The organism is Geotalea uraniireducens (assembly GCF_027943965.1).
Lineage (GTDB): Bacteria > Desulfobacterota > Desulfuromonadia > Geobacterales > Geobacteraceae > Geobacter > Geobacter uraniireducens.
The window spans coordinates 3379389-3401427 of the sequence record NZ_AP027151.1; the positions used below are offsets into that span (position 1 = coordinate 3379389).

General features: G+C 53.9%; 21 protein-coding genes and 4 pseudogenes. 4 read left to right on the forward strand and 21 right to left on the reverse strand.

Going from position 1 to position 22039, the window contains the following annotated elements; translation table 11 throughout:
• Nucleotides 1-21: 21 nt before the first annotated feature.
• The 4 genes from QMN23_RS15820 to QMN23_RS15835 form a co-directional block, all read right to left on the reverse strand.
• Nucleotides 22-1140 carry a DUF262 domain-containing protein gene (locus QMN23_RS15820; protein WP_282000297.1) on the reverse strand — a complete coding sequence of 373 codons (1119 nt, stop codon included), beginning with the start codon at nt 1138-1140 and terminating at the stop codon, nt 22-24.
• 1 nt (nt 1141) lies between these two features.
• Nucleotides 1142-1735, reverse strand: a complete 594-nt coding sequence (locus tag QMN23_RS15825; protein WP_282000298.1) for a hypothetical protein — start codon at nt 1733-1735, stop codon at nt 1142-1144.
• A gap of 122 nt (nt 1736-1857) precedes the next feature.
• A complete protein-coding gene (locus QMN23_RS15830) occupies nt 1858-2532 on the reverse strand; it encodes a hypothetical protein (protein WP_282000299.1) in 675 nt (224 codons plus the stop codon).
• Between the two features lie 34 nt (nt 2533-2566).
• The gene (locus QMN23_RS15835; RefSeq protein WP_282000300.1) at nt 2567-3016 is read right to left on the reverse strand and encodes a hypothetical protein; all 450 of its coding nucleotides are present in this window, start codon (nt 3014-3016) and stop codon (nt 2567-2569) included.
• A 20-nt stretch (nt 3017-3036) separates the two neighbouring features.
• Between QMN23_RS15835 and QMN23_RS15840 the strand changes: the two genes are divergently transcribed.
• A complete protein-coding gene (locus QMN23_RS15840) occupies nt 3037-3396 on the forward strand; it encodes a hypothetical protein (RefSeq protein ID WP_282000301.1) in 360 nt (119 codons plus the stop codon).
• A 312-nt stretch (nt 3397-3708) separates the two neighbouring features.
• Here QMN23_RS15840 and QMN23_RS15845 read toward each other — a convergent pair whose 3' ends face one another.
• From QMN23_RS15845 to istA, 9 genes are all read right to left on the reverse strand, one after another.
• Nucleotides 3709-4005: a hypothetical protein gene (locus QMN23_RS15845; protein WP_282000302.1), complete on the reverse strand. Its 297-nt coding sequence runs from the start codon at nt 4003-4005 to the stop codon at nt 3709-3711.
• A gap of 124 nt (nt 4006-4129) precedes the next feature.
• Entirely contained in the window at nt 4130-4411 is a 282-nt protein-coding gene (locus QMN23_RS15850) for a hypothetical protein (RefSeq protein ID WP_282000303.1), read from the reverse strand.
• A gap of 137 nt (nt 4412-4548) precedes the next feature.
• Nucleotides 4549-4749, reverse strand: a complete 201-nt coding sequence (locus QMN23_RS15855) for a hypothetical protein (protein ID WP_282000304.1) — start codon at nt 4747-4749, stop codon at nt 4549-4551.
• A gap of 199 nt (nt 4750-4948) precedes the next feature.
• Nucleotides 4949-5608, reverse strand: coding sequence for a transposase (locus QMN23_RS15860; protein WP_282000305.1), 660 nt, complete (start codon nt 5606-5608; stop codon nt 4949-4951).
• A gap of 111 nt (nt 5609-5719) precedes the next feature.
• On the reverse strand, nt 5720-6394 hold the full coding sequence (locus tag QMN23_RS15865) for a hypothetical protein (RefSeq protein WP_282000306.1): 675 nt from the start codon (nt 6392-6394) through the stop codon (nt 5720-5722).
• Entirely contained in the window at nt 6394-7419 is a 1026-nt protein-coding gene (locus tag QMN23_RS15870; protein WP_282000307.1) for a ParA family protein, read from the reverse strand. The genes QMN23_RS15865 and QMN23_RS15870 overlap by 1 nt, the downstream gene beginning before the upstream one ends.
• A 139-nt stretch (nt 7420-7558) precedes the next feature.
• Complete coding sequence (locus QMN23_RS15875; RefSeq protein ID WP_282000308.1) at nt 7559-8434, reverse strand: hypothetical protein; 876 nt, start codon at nt 8432-8434, stop codon at nt 7559-7561.
• A gap of 177 nt (nt 8435-8611) precedes the next feature.
• Nucleotides 8612-8977, reverse strand: coding sequence for a hypothetical protein (locus QMN23_RS15880; protein ID WP_282000309.1), 366 nt, complete (start codon nt 8975-8977; stop codon nt 8612-8614).
• Nucleotides 8978-9060: 83 nt separating this feature from the next.
• Nucleotides 9061-9648 carry an IS21 family transposase gene (gene istA, locus QMN23_RS15885; RefSeq protein WP_282000310.1) on the reverse strand — a complete coding sequence of 196 codons (588 nt, stop codon included), beginning with the start codon at nt 9646-9648 and terminating at the stop codon, nt 9061-9063.
• A gap of 86 nt (nt 9649-9734) precedes the next feature.
• On the opposite strand from istA, the pseudogene QMN23_RS15890 reads away from it, so the two are divergent.
• A pseudogene (locus QMN23_RS15890) lies at nt 9735-10262 on the forward strand (IS3 family transposase); the annotation flags it as partial.
• Nucleotides 10263-10542: 280 nt separating this feature from the next.
• On the opposite strand, the pseudogene QMN23_RS19665 reads toward QMN23_RS15890, so the two are convergent.
• The 5 genes and pseudogenes from QMN23_RS19665 to QMN23_RS15910 form a co-directional block, all read right to left on the reverse strand.
• Nucleotides 10543-10992 (reverse strand): annotated as a pseudogene (locus tag QMN23_RS19665) (TSCPD domain-containing protein); the annotation flags it as partial.
• Nucleotides 10993-11232: 240 nt separating this feature from the next.
• A pseudogene (locus tag QMN23_RS19670) lies at nt 11233-11535 on the reverse strand (toll/interleukin-1 receptor domain-containing protein); the annotation flags it as partial.
• Nucleotides 11536-11607: 72 nt separating this feature from the next.
• Nucleotides 11608-12595: pseudogene (locus QMN23_RS15900) on the reverse strand (IS30 family transposase).
• A gap of 789 nt (nt 12596-13384) precedes the next feature.
• A complete protein-coding gene (locus QMN23_RS15905; protein ID WP_282000313.1) occupies nt 13385-15004 on the reverse strand; it encodes a methyl-accepting chemotaxis protein in 1620 nt (539 codons plus the stop codon).
• A gap of 298 nt (nt 15005-15302) precedes the next feature.
• A complete protein-coding gene (locus tag QMN23_RS15910) occupies nt 15303-15464 on the reverse strand; it encodes a hypothetical protein (protein WP_282000314.1) in 162 nt (53 codons plus the stop codon).
• A 191-nt stretch (nt 15465-15655) separates the two neighbouring features.
• Between QMN23_RS15910 and fusA the strand changes: the two genes are divergently transcribed.
• Nucleotides 15656-17722 (forward strand): elongation factor G, encoded by a 2067-nt coding sequence (gene fusA / locus QMN23_RS15915; RefSeq protein ID WP_282000315.1) that lies wholly within the window; start codon nt 15656-15658, stop codon nt 17720-17722.
• A 70-nt stretch (nt 17723-17792) separates the two neighbouring features.
• Here the strand turns inward: fusA and QMN23_RS15920 are convergent, their stop codons facing one another.
• Entirely contained in the window at nt 17793-17981 is a 189-nt protein-coding gene (locus QMN23_RS15920; protein WP_282000316.1) for a hypothetical protein, read from the reverse strand.
• 181 nt (nt 17982-18162) lie between these two features.
• Here QMN23_RS15920 and mscL point away from each other — a divergent pair, with 181 nt between their 5' ends.
• The gene (mscL, locus tag QMN23_RS15925) at nt 18163-18597 is read left to right on the forward strand and encodes a large-conductance mechanosensitive channel protein MscL (RefSeq protein WP_282000317.1); all 435 of its coding nucleotides are present in this window, start codon (nt 18163-18165) and stop codon (nt 18595-18597) included.
• Nucleotides 18598-18671: 74 nt separating this feature from the next.
• Here mscL and QMN23_RS15930 read toward each other — a convergent pair whose 3' ends face one another.
• Nucleotides 18672-20651 carry a (Fe-S)-binding protein gene (locus QMN23_RS15930; RefSeq protein ID WP_282000318.1) on the reverse strand — a complete coding sequence of 660 codons (1980 nt, stop codon included), beginning with the start codon at nt 20649-20651 and terminating at the stop codon, nt 18672-18674.
• A gap of 54 nt (nt 20652-20705) precedes the next feature.
• Nucleotides 20706-22034, reverse strand: a complete 1329-nt coding sequence (locus QMN23_RS15935; RefSeq protein WP_282000319.1) for an electron transfer flavoprotein subunit alpha — start codon at nt 22032-22034, stop codon at nt 20706-20708.
• Nucleotides 22035-22039: the final 5 nt, after the last annotated feature.

Consider the following 22039-nt stretch of genomic DNA (forward strand, 5'->3'; position numbering starts at 1 on the left):
CTGACGCGCTTAGTTGGGCGACTACTCTTCCTGACCGGAATCATCGGTGGAAAAAATGTCCTCTTTGGAGGGTTCAATAGCTTTCTTTTTCGTCTCTTCGTCACTTAAATGTATGATTGGGTCAAGCTCTTTTGCTAATGCTACATGACGACGTTTTCGGTTACCCAAGTCTGAGGATGCACGAATGGATTTCGCATAGTCTTGGACGTTTGCTGAAAACTCACCAGTAGTTCCATCAGTGCTTAAAAAACTGCTGACCCCAGTAGCAAACTCGTCAAGCTTGTTTCTGAAATTTTTTCTTGACTCATCTGACAGTGGCAGACTTTTTACTTTCTCTGCTAAGTAAACAAACAAACTATAAAAATCGGTTTTCTTTTTCCATCTGGTATTTTTAATGTCTGGCAACACATATTCTATTTCATTCAATACAACTTGTGTTGTAAAGGTTATATCTTCCTTAAATTCAAACTCCTCTTCATATTCTTGGTAATATTTATCCAATGTCTCCTTTTTATTTTGATGGCCGTGTAGCACAGCTATCGCAAGTTCAGAAATATATTCTACATCCATCATCCTCCTAAAATTTAGAGGAGTGAATAACCCTGAAGTACCCCAATAGTAGTAGTTAGATATTTCTTGCATTGTAGAAATAAAAGGTCCCCAGTAAGTAGCTTGACGAAGCTCTTGAGCATTTAGTGCAACCACATTCTTATTAAGTCGTTGAAAGATTCCGCGTATTTCTTCGTCGGGCATTTCAGGCAATATTCTTACATTAAAGGTATATCCGAAAAACTTCTTCTTATCATCTGGTGACAGATCGTCAAATTTCATGTTAGCCCAACTAGGGCTTTCCTCTTCTTTTAATCCAAATTTCCCTTCAGCATAATCCAGGCATGCTCTGATTCGTTGCTGTCCATCAATAATGATATGATTCTCTTTTCCATTCTCATCCACGAATTCCTGCATGTAAATTTCTGGGATTGGGAATCCATTCAATATACTATCAATTAGATAGCTTTTCTGTGGATGTATCCAAACAGGGTTCCGCTGGAACGGTGGTTTCATTTGTAGATCACCATTATCGTTAGCCTTTTTGAACCATATAACTGTCCTATTCGTTGTATTCAAAAACTTTGACATTTTAGACTCCTTTTCCCAGTTCGTGTTCCCTCAAGTTATTAATATTTAAGACATGATAACTACGAAGACTTTCAAAATCCTTATAGATTCTTGCATTAATTGTTCTTTCCCCTGATGGTTCAATGACTGACATTTCTTTTAGTGCAGTCCCCCATTTTTTCCCAAAAGGTAGATAAGCTAGAATTTTGTCGGTCGCAATAGTGCCCCAATATATGTAGTTTTTCTGATGATCTATGACAGACTGTTTAGCGCGAGGAGGTAATTTATGTAATTCGGCTCCTAAACCTCGCATGTATCGCCAAGACTCATTGAAATAGTAGTCAGAGACAATAGCCACGCCCAAGTCTGACTCAGCATCAAATTCTTTATAGTTCTTGTATGGGTTCATGCTGACACCAGCTGACCCGCTTCCAATTAGAAATATGGATGCAGAATCTACTGATATCTTATCTGCTAAGACGTGTTTCCAATTAATGTATAGTTCTAGATTGTTGTTGAAAGCGTGGGGGATTCGTTCGAGCATCCAGAATGAGGCTATCTTATCTGGTGGCTTTGATAGTAGGTCACCAATAAATCTGTCTCGTATAGATTCCATTTCGCGTTCCTATTCCGATTCTATTCTTCTAATTCGGCCAACGGCTGAGAGTGCAGCGGCGGAGCGAAGCGGAGACCGTCTGCCACGCTTTGTTGGCGCGTCCAGTCAGAACCTTTGCAAATTCAGCTGTAAGTTATTTGGCAAGGCCCGAAACCAGCAGAATCTAAGAGGCCATTGAAAAATGCAGAGATTGTTTCCAGAGACCGCATGCAATATGCTTTTTCTACAACCAATGCTCCTTCTGCGTCTGAAACGCCGATCTGTTTTTTGCAGAGCTCGTAGATACGTTTTTTATCTCTCGATTCTTCGATTCTGCCGTTCGTGTGGACAATGCAATCTCGAATCATTTGTAAATCCTTCAGTTCTTGCCAGCCTTTTTGATTGTCATAATGTATTTCAGCAATCTTCTTCAAAAAAGCATTAACTCTTTCAAACTGTGCACCCCTGAGGTCCTTCTCGGTTATGGGTAAATTTCTTCTTTTTTGAATTTCGTTACAGGTTGCGCGTAGACGATCCTCTAGGACAATGTGAAGAAGGACAATGAATGAGTATCGAATTTTTGATGGGAAATCACGCTCATAACGTTCTTCGAAAAATAGGACTTCACCTTGATAGTCAGAGTACCACTCATGATAACCATCTTCAGACAAGCCAGCTGGAGGAGTCAAATCTGTCCGAGCCCTTTCCTTTTCACGTACAGCCTCGAACTGGCTCTCCGCCATCTCAAGATAATCTTTAAGGTTACTGAAGGCAAAATCAGTTTCCCATCTGTGAACGTCCCAGTTAATCAAAGCCATGTTTTACTCTCTTAATGTGACAACTCGTTATTTGTCATCTGACCTTGTGGCGACCAGAATGCATATCTCTTTCGATGTTGTAAGCTCTTGTCACATCTTGAAAACACTTTGTGAGATAATCCCTTTGAAACCTTATCTCGGCAATGACTTTGTCCAACAGGTAATTTGGTGGTGATATGGTGTGCCTAGTTTTCGGTCGTTGCGCTTTATATTCTTCGCCGTAAAATCTGACTTTGTGTGCAAAATGTTCAAAATCATGGTTTACAAGCTGACTGCCACGCACTAAGTTTAGTACGGTTTTATCAAAGTCAGATTCCACTTCGTCGTTACTATCATCGTATATTTTGATTCCACGAAGCTCCTCCCGAGAAGAAGCTTGTTTCACGCGGCGCTGATTTATAAATTCAATAATGTCTTCAAAACGCTCGTTTTTTTCTAATTTCGACTCAAGGTTCTGGTAATAATCTATATAATCATCGTACACCAGCTTCGCAGCATCATAAGTTGGCTGAATATGCCGCAAAAGCTCAGGGGGGTCAGGTCTTGAAATATCACTTTTCCAACTCTTTTCCTCAAAATCTTATATTTCAAGACTTGCCCCCCGGCGTGTGCGTGACCCCCGGCGTGTGCGCTCAGATTCTTATTTCATTCTCCGCCCAACGGGAGCCGGGGCTGACCGTGAGAGCACCGCGTCGAGGTTTCGGCGAGGATCGTCCCCATCCGCAAGACAAAATCATCCCTGTCCGAGTCATCGGTGAAAATTTCACGGCGCTCAATGCCGCGACAAATGATGTGGTGGAGCGTGCCAGCTCTATCGATCCGAGCCTGACGGGGCATCTCTTTTCATCCTTCTTGCTTCAATAGAAACTTATAAATTTATGGGCGTCCCCCTAGATAGACTCCGGCAGATATGGTATCTCGTTGCATCTTTTCTCCTATGCTTTATGTGGCCAACTCCATAAGTCTGATCGGCTAGCTTTTCGAGCCGGTCTTGGCGGTTCTGGCTTTAACGTTTCTCGTTATGAAACTTTTTATTAATAAAATCATATTTTTTAATATCCATCATCCCCATTACAATACGATCACTCCTGTATATCAATATAGTGCTCACTAAATACGCGAAACAAGTTAGTGAAAGTGCCCACTGGGGCGGATTCCGGGGACAGTATATTTAAATTACTTTCCCTTTGGCTTCGGTCCTCTCTTCGCCGGCCTGAGCAGTCGCTCCAGTTCTCCCTCCAAGCGCTCGACAAACGATACTTCCCCAAGCGGCCGGCCACTACGCTCGTGTTTTTTCAGCAAGGTAAGCTCATCCTCATCCGTCAGAGCCAGAAATTGCTGCCAGTCACTTACAATGTCCAACAGCGGCTTGACCTTTACAAGCGGGTCATCGTTCCCGGCAAGATGGGCAGCTGCACTGCTCCAGCGATACTCTCCGGGAAGGGCGACCATGCCGGCAGCAACAGGATTCATTTCTACATAGCGGGCAGCGGCGAGTCAATTGTTTAAGGGTCAGGTCTACATTCTACATAAAGTGTGGAATGTAGACCTGACCCTCCAGTTGTAGACCTGACCCTCCAGTTGCTTGCTGATTTGATTATCGAAATAGCAGAACTAGGCCAGCTATCGTCATGACAGTCCCAACGCCCAGCAAGCCAAGCTCCAGCTTCATTTCTCGCCAGTTACTTGGTGCCTCAATCAGATTTTTTATGAAATCAACAACGTAGTTCAGCGAGGTGAAGATGCTCAAAATCAGGTACGGAACTGATGGCGTTTCTTCTTTGTCTGAATTTTTGAAGGTCAAAGCGATTACGCCAGCAAATAGTATGGCGCTTCCCAAGGCGAGTAAGATAATTCCTGCAATGAAAGAGAATTTCATCTAATCTTCATTCCTCGTCCAACGGGGTGCCCGGTTGACCCGCTTTGGGGCGGCGTCTAACCGGCTGGTTGGATCATTCTTGCTGTGCTGCCACTTACACGACTGACCAGCGTCTCCCAGGTCTCTTCCAATCATATTCAATTTCTAGGCGGTAATACTTCGTAGCCGAACTGAACTACATCATCGACTTTGCCCAAACCGACGGCACTCTTTGCATGAAATTTTCGCTGGCTTTTCACCGCAACAAATATCCACAGCATTTCTTGCACATGATTTTCTTGTATTGTTAAATCAAAGTCACCACTGCTGTTCCAAGAAAAAACATGGGGCACCGCCATTGGCAACACCGCGAACTCTAATGGCTCACCCAACGGATCTGTTCCAGATACTTTAATTTGAAGTTGATCACCTGGTCTAAGTATGCTTCCTGTCGCTACTGGATTTGATTGACCGATAGCCCAAGTGTTTCCCAGACTGTCTTGAACGCTTTCAATCCTCGGATAGTATCGCAGGGATTCCGGGGACAGTATATTTAAATTACTTTCCCTTTGGCTTCGGTCCTCTCTTCGCCGGCCTGAGCAGTCGCTCCAGTTCTCCCTCCAAGCGCTCGACAAACGATACTTCCCCAAGCGGCCGGCCACTACGCTCGTGTTTTTTCAGCAAGGTAAGCTCATCCTCATCCGTCAGAGCCAGAAATTGCTGCCAGTCACTTACAATGTCCAACAGCGGCTTGACCTTTACAAGCGGGTCATCGTTCCCGGCAAGATGGGCAGCGGCACTGCTCCAGCGATACTCTCCGGGAAGGGCGACCATGCCGGCAGCAACAGGATTCATTTCTACATAGCGGGCAGCGGCGAGCAAATATCTTTCGTCCATGGGAAACGACGCAAATCGTTCCTGCCAGAGATGCCCGCGCCACTTCTCCCGGAAATTGATCCGTCTGGTGTATCGGCGGTGAGCTTCGCCAATCGCTCGCGCCAACCCGTCTTCCGTTTCAGGAACGGCAATGAGATGAACATGGTTCGGCATCACGCAATAAGCCCAGATCTGAACCTGATATTTGCCGCACCATTCGGCCATCAACTCCAGATAGGCCTGATAATCATCATCACTAAAAAAGGTTTGTTGGCGGCGATTGCCGCGTTGCGTAACGTGGTGCGGAAGTCCAGGAGCTATTACTCGTGCGATGCGTGCCATGTGGAAATATTAGCAGATGTAAATCTGCGGTCAATTAAATATACTGTCCCCGGAACTTCGTCCCCCGGTCGTGCCGATGGTTGGCGCACCCCTTTACCTGCTTCAGCATTCCTAAACCTCTGAAATAGCTTCGATATACCTCTCGCATGTCCGATCTCTGCTGCCTGAGGAAAAAATATACTCTTGAAACCAAAGATGTTTTAAGAATGCACTTTCATTTTCAAGCATATGGTTTTTGTCATTTTCATATATTTTTTTTGCAAGTGTATAAATCAGAACCCAATTTTCATCATCAACTATGTTTAAAAATGTGACGCCATTTTGCTTTGAAAAAATCCGTTTATTGAATATGTCAGGCATTCCAACTCCTCCGACATACATTTCCATTATGTTGTTGTCTATTACAATCCGGGGATAAATAGAAATTTTACTTTCCAGCTCATAGGCTTTGGCTATAGAATGGCTATAGGTAAGCCGTCCACTTTGAAAATGTCTTGAATATGCAATACCACCTCTGATAAAAAGCCCACGCCTTAAAAACTCAATGAACACATTTTTCAATATCGAGGTAAATTCAGGGAAATGGTTATGTTCTGAACAAGTTATAATTATTGTGTCTGATATGGCTTGAACCCTGTAAAATGCGTCATTAACACTATCAAACACCTTTAAAGCTTGTTCAAGATCATCTTTGAAAGTAAGTAGTCCACTCTTTTGGTCACTCTCCAGGCGATACCTATATGCTAAAATATCAATCAACGCAGTGTACACATGAGATATGGCCATTATGATAAAGCTCCTGCTATTTTAGCAATCTCGTTTTTATATTCCTTCATTCTTTCCAATAAAGGATCCCATACAGTTCCGTAGTACATACGTCCATCAGCAGAAGCTTCCTTAGTATGCTCTTGTTGTATGTCAAATATTGCTCTCCCGAACATTTGAGCAAGTGGTGCCAACACTCCTACATCACGGATTGTCGCTATATATGGCATTTTGACGTTAAATGAACATTTTGGGGTTATCCCCTGATCACCTACTAATTTTGTCTCAATTTCAGCTGATATCCTGTTTTGCCATTCGATGTAAGATTTTTTAGTTTTAGAGGCACTATGTATTTTATAATTTTGAATTATAGTTCCTGCTAGCTTTGGCTCACCTGTAAATGGAACTATACCAAATGGCACTAAAGTATCTGAAATTTGCTTATGCCGATCTACCCATTCCCTTATTACTCGCCCCAACAAACGAACCGCTTGATAACAAAATCTATCTGGCACCAATGGCACTATTATTTCGTCACACGTTAATATAACAGTACGGGTTATTGAACCTGTACTTGGCCCAACATCACATAAGATATAATCAAAACCGTTTAATTCACCGAGTTCTGTAATTAAGCGATGAAACGCAACATAAGTATTTTTTTCGTGAATATTTTCAGTTACAGCTTGGTTCCAGGCCGTTCCAAAGTAGGTTTCCGCTCTAGAAAATTCAAGATCGCCTCTAAAAATAAATAGATTTGTATAAATGTTGTGGCTCGGCAACTTGACTGAGTTTGGGTCTATTTTACTACTTTCTCCCATAAATCTTGGTAAAAATGCTTGATATATGGATGTCCCGGGTAAATCAATGTCTGGTGAATCAGCGTCTTCGTTTGCAGCAAAGAACATTTCGGTTACATTGCATTGTGGATCACAATCTACTAAAAGCACTTTGCTACTTTGGGAAAGATATGCCCCTAAATTGAATAATGTTGTTGTTTTTGATACACCGCCTTTGTTGTTGTAAAGCGATATAATCTTTCCCATCGTGTTCTCCTTTTGATAGCATCAGAATCTTGAAATCTCATTACTTTGAACGCATTGTGTTAGATAGTGCTAGATATTTCGACAACGGCATAAGCCTGACCGGCGGCTTTTTAGGCCGGTCTTGGCGCTGGTTGGTAGTTCAAATGTCATCATTCGTGGCGAAATACAGCACATTATTGTTTATTCCAATTTCCTTTCGCTGTGATAGCCACTCTTTTATTGGGACGTCAGTAGCCATGTCATTCAAATATGCTTTTTCTTCGGTTGTAATCCGGGTTCCCAATTTTCTGCGAAGACGGCAGTACGTTAAAGTTGCCGCAGCAGAATATGAAACAAAAACCTCAACGATAAGGAAGGCAGAATTATAAAAATTTAAATGGTTTGCAGAGCCACCGCCTCTGTACATGATGTTGCCAAGCGGAAAGGAATGCACATAATTTGAGAGTAGTTTGTAAACTCCCTCCTCCATTTCTTTAGAAAAAGGAGATTTCTTGGGGCGCCGTCCGCGCCAGTAAAAAGCTTTGCGTCCTAGCAGTAGCTGTCGCTGCTCTTTTTCAGTCAAGTTGGTAAAAAATACGTTTCTTTCCAAGCATGAAACTGACATCCTGCCGGTCATTTCAAATGTTGACATTATCGAGTCATGGTCTGTGAAGTTAAAACAAGAAAGAATGTTTCTAAGATCGCAAGAGTAGTGGAGATGATACAGCCATATCCTAAAGTCTAGTTCGTCCTTAGAGGCAGATGCATCGCAAAAATAGCAAAGAGCATTATGGGTCTCGATTACCATTCTAGCAAGTGCGGCAAGCACTGAAATGTCAACATGACCCGTTTCTTTGTTATTGCTGGCCAAATGTTTCCTGAAACTTGCAATATGCAGAATGAGTTTATTGAAAATTTCTTCGGCGTGAAGAGCGCGAGATGTTGACCCTGTCGGGAACTCGCTAATGGTCGAAAGTTTTTCTGCGATTCCGATAATTTTAGGAATTTCGTCAGTTCTGAATTTAAGTTCTGTCATATTGTTTCTGCCAACTAGTTATTGACCGGTCAGGACCGGCATCTAATATTATATGCAAGCATCTAATAATATATCCCGGCATCTAACTTTAGATACCGGGATGCATATAATAATAGATGCTTTTGGCAACCTCTTGGGCATCCAATATTATATACTGGCATCCAATATTAGATGCCCTCAACTGCCGCTGTTCTTCATCTCGGCATCCAATATTATATGCTTCTCCAGTTCTGTCCCCTTGATCTTGCCAAGCTGGATGTACCAGAGCTTGACGTCAGGGTCCCATGTCCCGCCCATAGTTTTGGCCATTCGCCCCAATTCACGCTGACCATATGAAATCCGCACCGGCACAAGAGGATCATCGACAGTCGCTTTCCGCGGAGCCGGCAATTCCTTCGTTTCAACGATAAGTTCCACCGTCTTTAGGCGGATCCGGCTTGTCTCATCATAACGGTAACGCACGCAAACAAGGACGTCTCCATACTTTTCGACCAGTGCCTTTGTTCCTCTTTGACCAGGCTTCAGCTTTAAGCGTGTTATCATTGAATTACCTCGGAAATAGTACATGCTTTGCAGTACATGCTTTGCAGGGTCAGACCTACACATTTTACAATTTCAGCAGTCTGTCAATTGTGTAGGTCTGACCCCGCTGCTGCCCTGTTGTCGTAAAGCACTTCGCGCGGAACGCCGCCGAAGAAGGAGAATGCCATCTCATGGCACTCCCGCAGGACATCAAAAGCCTGGCTGGTGGTGAAGACGACGAACGAATCCCGGCTGAAGCCGAGAGTTCCAACGAACGCGTACAGCGGGTGCTTCCCCTTGCGCAATTCGCACCAGTCGGCTTGCATCTGTTTGCCGGGCTCCGTCTCGAACCGTATAACGGGTTCCGGTGTGACGCGGGAATACAGTGTCGCCAAAAACGTTCTGACGGTGCGTTCGCAGCCCTCGTAGCCAAGGCTTTTGATCTCCCGAGCAAGCACTGGAGCGGGAATCCGATGCGGCAGCGCTGCCTTCACCCGCTCTTCGAGAAACGCTTTAAACGGATCAAGCTTCCCCGGCCGCTTCGCCCGTTCTTTGTAACGGGGATCGGCGGTCGATCTGAGGAATTTCCTGACCGTGTTGCGGCATAGCCCGGTGATCCGTGAGATCTCCCGGATGCTCTTGCCCTGCTTCTTGAGAATTCTGACTTCCATACACTCTTCCTTTCCGATCATGCCGACCCTCCAGGTCGGCTAGGTTATCAGGAAGAGTGGGTCAAATTTCAATTTCCGAGGTGGGTCATTTTTACATTGCCGCTAACATGAATCAAACATTTACCCCCAGCAACCCCAACGAGGTCTGGGTTACGGACATTACCTACATCCCTACCGGCGAGGGCTGGCTCTACCTTGCAGGTGTCAAGGACGTCTTCACCTGCGAAATCGTCGGCTACGCTATGGCTGAGCGCATGACACAGGACTTGACTGGCCGGGCGTTATTCCGAGCTGTTCAACAAAAACGACCGGCGGCTGGGCTGATCCACCATTCGGACCGTGGCAGCCAGTACTGTGCTTGTGATTACCAGAAACTTCTTGAGCAGTTCGGAATGAAGGCTTCCATGTCACGCAAGGGGAACTGCTATGACAACGCGCCGATGGAAAGCTTCTGGGGAAGCCTCAAGAACGAACTGGTACATCACTGCCGTTACGCGACCCGGGCAGAGGCTGAAGCTTCCATCCGAGAGTACATCGAGATATTCTACAACCGCCAACGGCGCCATTCGCGCCTCGGCTATATTGCGCCGGCCGTGTTCGCTCAGAATTTCAGACGACAGCCAACGGCCGCTTGAGTTCGGAGTGTCTGTTGTTGACAGGACACCTCAAGCATCAGCTTTAGACATATCAGCTTTAAGTGATACTTTATCAATTAGCTCTGTTTTTTTCATGATTACTCCTTAGCACGATTAAACTGAACAAAATTAGACACATATTTTAGACAACACAAGGCTGACCGACCCGATTTTTCAGGGGCCGGTCTAGCCGCGAGTTGGGACATCTCTCTGTTTTATGTCCCATGTCGAGGGCTGGCCCTTCTGCTTCACCTTAGCAGGTGTCCCTGTATTTCTCTAGTTATGCACATTCACTATAACCACAAACACGGCATACGCGGCATCCTCCCTCTGCCTCTACAGAGCCGCCGCACTCTGGGCAGGCATCGCGGTCTGCCGCGGTCTTTTTAACGTCAATGGCAGTGCCGCTTCCCATCATGTGTGACTGAATCGCCTTCGCAACCGCGTCTGAACACGAGAGGATCTTGTTTTCTCCAAAGCCGGACGGGGCATGGCAGGAGATGCCAAGTAGCTGCTTGGTCACTTGGCGAGCCTGGATCCCACGGCGCCATGCCAGAGTTACCATACGGCCGAGTGCTTCGCACTGCGAAGCCGCACATCCCCCTGCTTTACCCATTGTAACGAACATCTCAAATGGTCCTTTGGTGTCGTCGTTTATGGTGACAGACAAAGGGCCGCATCCGGTTTGCATCTGGTATGTCCAACCCTTGAGCGCTTTTGGGCGGGGGCGGAACAGAGGTTCAGAACTACAGGAAGTACCGCCAATAAGCTCCCGTGTGCCCACCTTCTCCGATACAATTTTCTCTATTTCGGCGCGAGCTTCAAAATCCTGAATCGCATTTTGCACCTCCTTGGCCAAGCAAACCCAAATTGCTTCACGCTCTGCTTCACTAACAGCAATCAGAGGGTTTTTAGGATCATTGACAGCTTGATAGACTGAAATATTTTCCACATCTGAAAAAGCACACGGTTTTAGAACAACCGGTAGTATCTTGACTCCGTTATTTTTAGCTGCATCTAGTAATGGAGGGAGTTCATTGTCAACTACAAAATCAGATGCTAGAAAATCAGCAGATACTAGTAAAATTGCAACTGCAGCCCGACCTAAAGCTGCCTCAATTTCTTTCTTCCATTGCTGGCCAGTTCTAATTTTTGTATCTGACCATAAGTCGATCAAAGACTTACGCTCATAAGGCCGTAAATGAACTTTAAGACGTGAGAGGTATTCACTGTCTGCATGGCTATAGCTTATAAATACCGCATCTCTTGTCATAATTCCTCTCTTGTTAGTTAAATTTGACGGTGTTGGCGGCACTTGTGTAACCAGTTCATGCCCACAGCAGATTCAAATTGCAAGTGCACCACATAGAGCTTGCCGCATGACCTCCGCAGGTGTCCGGTAGTCGAGGCACTTTCGTGGTCGATTATTTATCGTCCTCACCACCAGTTCAAGCTCTTCGTCGGTGATCGTGGTGAAGTCGAAACCTTTCGGATAATAGTGGCGCAGGATTCCGTTCGTATTCTCGTTCGTTCCTCGCTGCCACGCTGCATAGGGATCGGCGAAGTAGACCGTCAGGCCTGTCTTCGCTTCCAGTTCTTTGAATTGAGAAAATTCCTTTCCGTTATCAACGGTCAGCGTCTGCCGAAGAACTTTCGGAAGCCGCCAAAACGAGGTCGTTGTGGCCTGCGTCATGGTTGCCGCCCTCTTATCGGCGAGCTTGGCGGCCACAAGAAACCTGCTCTTACGTTCGACATGCGTCGCGAGGTGGCCACAACCTTTCTTGCCTTCGAGTGTGTCACCCTCCCAGTCGCCGAAGCGCTCGCGGGTTTCTACGATTGGTGGACGCTGTGAAATCGACACGCGCCCAGGGATGAAGCGCCTTCCCGAGCCGTAGCGTGTTTGCCGGCGCCGTTTCTTGTGGTGCCTGCGCAAGTGCTGGTGAAGGTTGCCTCCTTCCATGGCGTCAAGGTAGATCCAGCGGTAGACGGTCTCGTGGCAGACCCGCATCCGCTCGTCATGCGGGTACTCGAGTTTCAGCCTTGCAGATATCGCCTCCGGCGGCCACTCAAGCCTGAGCTTGTCCTCGACATACTCGACAAGCGGCAGATGCCTCTGGCGGCGAAAGCACCGCGCCAAGTGCCGCTTGCGTTCCACGTCACGTTCGATGAAGTAGTACCAGTACGTGGAGTGTGGTGGCTTGTTGCGCTTGATCTCGCGACTGATCGTCGTGTGATGGCGCCCGAGCCGACGGGCGATCTCACGATAGCTAAACTGACTCTGCAAAATGACTGATGACATATCGGTCTCTTGCGGTAAGATGCGTGTAGGACATGGTGGGCTCCTCCTGGGGTATGTGTTGGTCGCGCTTCACACACTACCAGATTTGCCTGCCATGTCCTCTGCTTAGCTCTTGTGGTGCACTTGCGAATAGAATCTACCTTCAATAGCACACACGCCGGGGGTCAAGTCTTGAAATATCACTTTTTCGCATTAATCACTTTGCCCCGCTCAATCCTGCTTCTCAGCTTCATGGCGAATTCCTAGACAAAATGTGTTTCGCCCACCACAAGCTGGACATGTCCAGCTTCTACCGGCTTCTAGCTCATGGTCCCAAATGACAATTTTGTTATTGCAACTGTTATTTGCACATGGAATTTCATGCTGTTGGGAGCCCCCCAGGGGTCAGACCTACACAATTGACAAATCCAAACATTCCCAACTTTTCCCAGCACTTTTTGAGATTGCCGTCCTTGGCAATAGCTTGCCCGCCCTCCATGGCAACAGCTTGACCGAATCGCGTGCCGGCTGGGGTTAGTCAATCCCCGAAGCGGCACGACCGTCGGGACGGCCGCTTTTCGACCATCGACTCAATGGTTTTCACCCGCACCTCGCCTCGCGCATAACGATAACACCCTACCACATAAGCCCACGCTCACAAAGCCCAATTCACCCCGCAACTCCCCGGAATTCCGAAAAGTTCCTACATATAGTAACCTCACCGAAAAAATTTTATTCCCACCCGGATATCCGCCGGCGAGGGCGGCATGGCACCAAACGAAACAGGCCGCATCCTCCTCGAAGATGCGGCCTGTTTCGTTGTGTCACAGTGCCGGGCGGCCGATCAGGCCATGGTGAACCGCAGCGCCAGGGTCTGCAACTGCTGCGCCTGCAGCGCCAGCTGGGAGGCGGCCCCGGCGGTTTCGTCGGCGCCGCGGGCCGTCAGATGGACCACCTCGGTGATCTGCTGGATGTTGTTGGTCACCTCGCTGGTGGTGGCGGTCTGTTCTTCGGCGGCGGTGGCGATCTGGCTGATCTGCAGCGACATCTCGTTGATCCGCCGGACGATCTCTTCCAGCGCCAGCCCCGACTTCTGCGACGAGGCGGCGCCCCGCTCCACCTCCTGCACCCCGACCTCCATCGTCCGCACCGCCTCGCGGGTCTCCTGCTGAATCGCCTTGATCATCGCGGCGATCTCCCGGGTCGCCTTCCCGGTCCGTTCGGCCAGCGCCCGGACCTCGTCGGCAACGACGGCGAAACCGCGCCCCTGCTCGCCGGCCCGCGCCGCCTCGATGGCGGCATTGAGCGCCAGCAGATTGGTCTGATCGGCAATATCCTCGATGGTGCCGATGATCTCGCCGATATGTTCGGAGCGGGAGCCGAGGGTTTCGACGGTGCCGGCACTCTGCCGCACCTGGGCAGCGATGACGTTCATCCCGCCGATGGTTTCGTTGACCACCGTCGCCCCGGCCGCCGCCGAGTCGATGGTCTGCCGCGAGGCGTCGGCCGCCAGGGTGCAGTTGGCGGCGATGTCGGAACTGGTGGCGGCCATCTCTTCACTGGCGGTCGCCACGGTGACCGTCTGGGCGGCAACCTCTTCGGCCCCGGTGGCAATCTGGGCGGAGGTGGCCTGGAGCTGGCTGGAGGCCGAGGCGATGCCGGTGGCAATGGCGATCATCTGGGAGAGCATGTCGCGGAGATTATCGACCATGTTCTGCATCGAGCGGAGCAGTTGTCCGGTTTCGTCCCGGCCGGTGGCCTCGATCTTCACCGTCAGGTCGCCGGCGGCCAGCCGGTCGTTGACATTCACCGCATACTGCAGCGGCCGGGTGATCGCCCGGGTGATCGAGACGGCGATCAGCACGCTGCACAAGAGGGCCACCGCACAGGCCGCGACCAGGACCAGCAAGGTCTTCCCCGCTGCGGCGACAATCCCCCCGGCAGTGGCGGTCGCTTCGGCAGCCTGGCTTTGCTGCAGCTTCTCGATGGCGGCGGTCAGCCGCTCACGGGCCTGGTCGAACTCGGCCATCGCCCGGTCGCCCGCCGCCGCGCCGCCGCCGAGGTAGGCGTCGACCATCCCCTTGCCCAGTGCATGGAAACGGTCGAGATCGGTCGCCAGTTCGTCGACCTCCCGGCTGGCGCGCTCGTCGTGTTCCCGGGCAAACATCTCCCGGAAACGGGCAATGCCTTCTTTGGCGACCGCGAGCGGTTTTTCCGCATCCTGCACCCGGGCGGCATTGCGCGTGACGATTGCATCGTTGACGATTTCCGCGATCTGCACGGTGGCAATGTCCAGCTCGTAAGCATGCATCAGATGGGGGAGCGTTTCATTGGCCACCTGTGCCGAACCGATTTTCACCCGTTCGACCAGTAATGCCGTGACGATCAGTGCCACCGCAAACAACGTCAGGACCGTCCCGAAGCCAATCCCCAATTTGCTGCCAATTTTCAGCCCCTTGAACATACCCCCTCCACCCTAGAACAATTTAATAAAACCATTATAAGAGCATATCGGTTAATACATATAGTAACTTTAGTAAACATTGCATAAATTCTGGGTGGCAATTGTTACATATTTTATACACATTATTGGCAGTGCCGGTGCGCAACTCTCTCCAGCGGCCAAAGCGGCCTGCCGGGCGCGGCCGGTGGCTGGCGCACGGCGCAACCGGCCGGCAGGAAAGGCAGGTTCTTGACCGGCAAACGGCATAAAAAAAGGCCCGGTTTCCCGGACCTCCTTCGTGCCGTCCCCTTCCCGGAGACTATTCGCCAGACGACTTGCTCTCGGCAAGTTGGACCGGTTCGCAGACGTTCTGCGGGCTATGCGCCTTGGCGCCGCACCGGGCACACGAAACGGTCGCTTCCGCCGTCAGACAGTGGAGCGTTCTCGCATCCTGCACGTTGCAGACCTTTTCGCCTCTCATGATCGGGACCTCCTCTCGGCGCAAACCATTACCTCTGCTTAGTTATATTTAACCACAATCACCACACTTTAGCAACATTACAGCAACAGCGAACCCTCCTGCGGAGCAGCGGCCCGCCGGCCGGCGGCAATCCTCCTTGCCAGGCACCGGCAATCGGCTATAATGGGCGAAAACCGCTGTGCAGAGGTCCCATGAACCGCCCGCCCCTCGATTCCATCCGCAATATCGGCATCATTTCCCACATCGATGCCGGCAAGACGACCGTCTCCGAGCGCATCCTCTTTTACAGCGGCGAAACCCACCGGATGGGCGAGGTCCACGACGGCGAGGCATTCATGGACTGGATGCCCCAGGAGCAGGAACGGGGGATCACCATCACCTCGTCGGCCACCCCCTGCCGCTGGGGCGACTACTGGATCAACCTGATCGATACCCCGGGGCATATCGACTTCACCATCGAGGTCGAGCGGAGCCTGCGGGTGCTCGACGGCGCCATCGCCATCTTCAGCGCCGTGGAAGGGGTCCAGCCACAGAGCGAATCGGTCTGGCGCCAGGCCGACCGCTACCGCGTGCCGCGGATCTGCTTCATCAACAAGCTGGACCGGATCGGCGCCAACCTCGACGCTACCCTCGAACAGCTGGAACGGAAGCTCCAGGCCCGGCCGGTGCTGCTCCAGCTGCCGATCGGCAGCGAAGGGGAGTTCAGCGGCGTGGTCGATCTGCTGACCATGGAGGCGCTCGCCTTCGCCGAAACCGACCAGGGACGGACCGTCAGCCGCGGGCCGCTCCCCGAGCCCCTGCGCGACGCGGCCCACGCCGCCCGGGAGCGGCTGGTGGAGGCCGCCGCTGACTGCGACGACACCATCCTCGCCGATTTCCTCGACGGGACGCCGGTGGAGGCGGCGCGGCTCCAGAGCGCCCTCCGCCGCGGGACCATCGCCTGCCGCCTCTTCCCGGTGCTGCTCGGCGCGGCGCTGCGCAACAAGGGGATCCAGCCGCTCCTCGACGCCGTCGGCGCCTACCTCCCCTCTCCACGAGAGCTTCCGCCGGTTACCGGCAGGCGCCCGGGGAGCGACGCCGAGGAAATCATCCCCTGCGACCCGGCGGCGCCGTTCTGCGGCCTCGCCTTCAAGGTCCAGGCCGACGAAGGGCGGAAGCTGACCTATCTCCGGATCTATGCCGGCACCCTCCATGCCGGCGCGGCGCTGCAGAACCCGCTGCGCAAGGGGTTCGAGAAGGCGGCCCGGCTCTTCCGGATGCACGCCCACAAGCGCGAGCAGATCGAGGAGGCGGCGGCCGGCGACATCGTGGCGGTGGCGGGGCTCAAGGAAGTCCTCACCGGCGACACCCTTTGCGCCCCGGGGCATCCGGTGGTCCTTGCCGGGCTCGCCGTGCCGGAACCGGTCGTCTCCCTGGCGGTGGAGCCGCGGGGGGTGGACGACCGGGAACGGCTGCTGCCGGCGCTGGAGAAGCTGCAGTGGGAAGACCCGACCTTCAAGGTCCACGAAGACGAGGAGACCGGCCAGACGATCCTGACCGGGATGGGGGAACTGCACCTGGAGGTGGTGACGGACCGGCTGGAACGGGAGTTCGCCGTCAAGGTCAAGACTGGCCGGCCCCAGGTGGTCTACCGGGAGACGATCACCCGGGCGGTGGAGCGGCAGGAGCTGTACCGCAGCGAATTCGAGGGGAAGATCCAGGGGGGCGAGGTCCACTTCCGCCTGACGCCGCTCCCCCGCGGCGCCGGCCTCGTCATCCTCGTCCCGCCCGCAGCGGAGCTCGGCATCGCCCCGGAACTCGCCGCCGCCGTCAGCGCCACCATCGGCCAGGCCTGCTCCGCCGGTTGCCGCACCGGCTACCCCCTGACCGACCTGGAGGTACGGGTCACCGCCATCCCCGTCGAAGCGGGAATCACCACCGAGGCGGGGATCAGGGCCGCCGCCGGCCGCGGCGTGCTGCAGGCCGCCCGCGAAGGGCTGCCGCTGCTGCTGGAGCCGGTGATGGCGATGGAAATCGTCGCCCCGTCCGCATACGCCGGCAAGGTACTCGGCTCGGTACAGCAGAAACGCGGCCGGATCGAGGGGATCACCACCCAGGGAGAGCTGGACACCGTCCGGGCCCAAGTGCCGCTGGCCGAGATCTTCGGCTACATGACCGAGCTGCGGAGCGCCACCAAGGGGCGGGGCACCTACACCATGGAATTCGCCCGTTTCGAGCCGGCGCCGCCCGAGGTGCAGCGTCGCTTCGGCCTTGAGTGACCCCCCCCTGTAACGACAAAGGCCGACACCCTGCCGTGCCGGCCCTTATCCGTTCGCTGCCGTTTCTCGCTTAGCCGCGGGGATGCGGAATGGCCGCCAAAGCCTCCTTGAGCGCCGCGAGAGCCCCATCGATAACCGCCAGCTTCTCCTCCAGCGCCTGCAGGTCTTCCTTGACGTCAAGCTTGGCGGCAAACTCCTGGATGACCCCGATCTGCCTGGCCAGCACTTCGTTGACCCGTGATGTTTCGATATGCGTCATCGTCCCCTCCCTGGCACTCCCGCAGCGCGGTTTCGCTACCAACAGGGGAAAGTATAACCGCCCCGACCGGCTTGGCAACCGGCGTAAAATCGGCCGGCCGGCTTTCCTTTACGCCGGGAGATGGTATACCTGAAACTACGGCTTGGCCGGCGACCGCCGGAATTCAGCGAAGGAGGAGCCAATGCTCAAAGAGTTCAAAGAGTTCGCCATGAAGGGGAGCGTTATCGACCTGGCAGTCGGGATCGTCATCGGCGGCGCCTTCGGCAAGATCGTCAGCTCGTTTGTCGGCGACATCCTGATGCCGCCGCTGGGGCTCGTCCTCGGCAAGATGGACTTTTCCAACCTGTTCATCGACCTCTCGGGGAAAGGGTTCACCACCCTGAAAGCGGCCAAGGATGCCGGCGCGCCGGTGATCGGCTACGGGGTGTTCCTCAACACCATCCTCGACTTCCTGATCGTCGCGTTCGCCATTTTTCTCCTCATCAAGCAGATCAACCGCCTGAAGCGGGAGCCGGCGCCGGCGCCGCCGAACACCAAGGAGTGCGCCTTCTGCTGTTCGGCCATCCCGCTCAAGGCGACCCGCTGCCCCAACTGCACCTCGGAACTCCCCTCCTGACCCCCCCCGGCCGGAAACGACAAAGGCGCCCCCTGCGGGGCGCCTTTGTGCGTTAACGGCGATGGGAGCGGGACTTACGCCACCGGGCGCATCCCCTCCGCCACCACCTCGGCGATGTCCCGGACCCGCGTCTGGCTCGCCTGTTTGTCCTTCAGGCCATCTTCGAACATCGTCATGCAGTAGGGGCAGGAGACGCAGATGGTGTCGGGATTCCGGTAGAGCGCCTCGGTGACCCGGTTCAGGTTGATCCGGCTGCCGAGTTTCTCCTCCATCCACATCCGGCCGCCGCCGGCGCCGCAGCAGAAGGACTCCTCCCGGCTCCGGCCGAATTCGCCGGGGACCACGCCGGTCGTCGCGGTGAGGACGCGGCGCGGCGCCTCGTAGACGTCGTTGTGCCGACCGAGGTAGCAGGAGTCGTGGAAGACGATCGCGCCGAGCTCGGTCACCTCGTGGGTCAGCGGCACCCGCCCTTCGGCGAGGAGCGTGGCGATCAGCTCCGAATGGTGGATCACCTCCAGCTCGATCCCGTACTGGCGGTAATCGTTGCGGAGCGTGGAGAAGCAGTGCGGGCACTGGGTGATCACCTTGGTCACCCCCCGCTCCTTGAACAGCGCGACATTCTCGCGAGCCATCCGGTCGAAGACGAATTCGTTGCCGAGCCGGCGCAGGCTGTCGCCGCAGCACTTCTCGTCCTTGCCGAGAATCCCCCACGAAACCCCTGCCGCATCGAGGATCTGCGCCAGGGCGAGGGTGACCTGCTTGCTCCGCGAGTCGAAGGAGCCGGCGCAGCCGACGTAGAGGAGGTATTCGGTCACCCCGGCTTCGAACGGTTTGACCTCCAGCTGCGAACACCACTTGGTCCGCTCGGCGGGGGCGATCCCCCACGGGTTGGAACGCTGCTCCATGTTCTCGAACAGGTTGAGCAACTCTTCCGGGAATTTCGCCTCCATCTCCACCAGGTGCCGGCGCAGCTCGATCATTTTCGGCAGGTGCTCGATGAAGACCGGGCAGACCTCCATGCAGGCCCCGCAGGAGGTGCAGGACCAGATGACGTCCTCGGCGATACTGCCGCTGCCGCCGTCGCCGATCAGCGGCACGGTCGGCACGCCCCCCCGCTTCAGCAGCGGGCCGTTGGCGAGCAGGTTGGCCTTGATGTCGCCGACCACCTGGCGCGGGTTGAGCGGCTTGCCGGTGTTTGCCGCCGGGCAGACGTTCTGGCAGCGGCCGCATTTGGTGCAGGCGAAGCCGTCGAACAGGTCCTTCCAGCTCAGCAGGTTCACCTGCCCGGCGCCGAACAGCCGCCCCTCCTCGAACAGCTCCGGCTGCTGGGCGTTGGGCTTCTCTTCCCGGCGGAGGAAACAGTTGGCGATGGCGGTAAAGACGTGCAGGTGCTTGCTGTAGGGGATCAGCACGTTGATGAAGGCTAAGAGGGCAAAGGCATGGAGCCACCAGTAGAAGTTGTAGGTCGCCTCGATATGCTTGTCCGAAAGGCCGGCCAGCAGCTGGCCGAAAAACGACGACACCGGCATCACCGCGGCGGCCCGCTCGCCCCCCTTGGCGATTTCCGCGGCATTCACCCCGAAATAGGCGATCATGTGCACGGCGATCAGGACGATGATTGCGTAGGACTCCAGGGTGCGCGACTCCGGATAGGGGGGGAAGACGGTGCGGCGAACGAAGGCAATGATGATGGCCAGCAGGGCCAGGGCGGCCATGACGTCCGACAGCAGGCGGATCGGCAGGTAGAGGAAATCGGGGAGCAGCGACAGGCGGGCGGCCGGCACGACCCCGCTGACCAGGAATTCAACGTTGACGAACGCCAGGACGATGCAGGACCAGAAGATGACGAAATGGTTGAAGCCAAACGACTTGCGGAGGACCCGCTTCTGGACGAAGGCGTAGAGGAACATTTCCCGCAGCCCGGCGCCGATGCTCCGGAAGGTATGCGCCGGGCGCCCCAGGCTGACCAGGCTGAGCCGCCGGTAGATGCTCCAGGTGAAGAAGAGCAGCGAGGCGATGAGAAGCGGGGTGAAAACGGCTGGATTGGGTTGCATATCAGTACCTCATGACGAGACGTGGAGTATCGGGAAGGCGCGGGGCGCGCACCGTCAGACAGTCTTTCCCTGCTTCAGTTCCCGGAGCCGGTCGGTGATCGCCGGCACGATCTGGAACAGGTCGCCGACGATCCCGTAGGTGGCAACGGCAAAGATCGGGGCCTCCCGGTCCCGGTTGATGGCAATGATCACGTCCGAATCCTGCATCCCCACCAGGTGCTGGATGGCGCCGGAGATGCCGCAGGCAATGTAGATCTTCGGCCGGACGGTCTTGCCGGTCTGGCCGACCTGGCGCTCGTGGGGCATCCAGCCGGCATCGACGGCGCTGCGGGAGGCGCCGACCACCCCGCCCAGTTCGTCAGCCAGCTCCTGGAGGAGGGAAAAGTTTTCCGGGGCCATCATGCCGCGGCCGCCGGAAACGATGAACTCGGCCCCGGCGATGTCGACCCCCTGTCCCTTGGTATCCTTGATGATTTCCAGGACCTTGGTGAGGATGTCGGCCTCGTTGATGGCGCAGGACTCGTGGACGATCTCGCCGCTGGCGGCGGGCCGCCGCTCGGGCATCGGCATCACGTGGGGGCGGACGGTGGCCATCTGGGGACGGAACTTGTCGCACATGATGGTGGCCATGATGTTACCGCCGAAGGCCGGCCGGGTCTGGCGCAGATTCCGCTTGTCGTCGACGTCGAGCCCGGTGCAGTCGGCGGTAAGGCCGGTCTTGACCCGGGTGGCGACCGCCCCTGCCAGGTCGCGCCCCATCCCGGTCGCCCCCATCAGGACGATCTCCGGCTTGTATTTGTCGATCAGGTAGCAGAAGGCGTTCAGATAGGGCTCGGTCCGGTAGTAGTGGAACACCGGCTGATCGAGGAGGTAAACCTTGCTGGCGCCGTAGCTGAAGGCCTCCTGGCAGAGGTGGCCGACCCCTTCGCCGATTACCACCGCGCAGAGTGCCACGTTGATGCTTTTCGCCAGTTCGGCGCCGACGCCGAGCAGTTCCCACGACACCTTGGCCGCTTCCCCCTCGGTCTGCTCGATGAAGACCCAGACGTCCCGGTAGGCGGAGAGCTTCGCGGCAAGGGCCGCCTCTTCCTCGTCCACCTCTTCGGCCGGCGCCGCCCCGGCACCCTGCTGCTTCGCCAGCTCTTCGAGGATCCGCTGTTCCTCGGGGGTGAAAAACATCTCCAGCGCCGCGGCCGGACAGACCTTGACGCACTTGAGACAGCCGATGCACTTTTCGGAAAGGATGAGCGGCTCGCCGGCGTCGTTCATCTCGACGGCGTCGACGGGACAGGCGCTCTGGCAGCGGGCACCGCAGGCGATACATTTCCCTTCGATCAGGCGTGCCTTGCCCCGCGGCTTTTTCAGTTTTTTCGCTTCGGTCATATCAG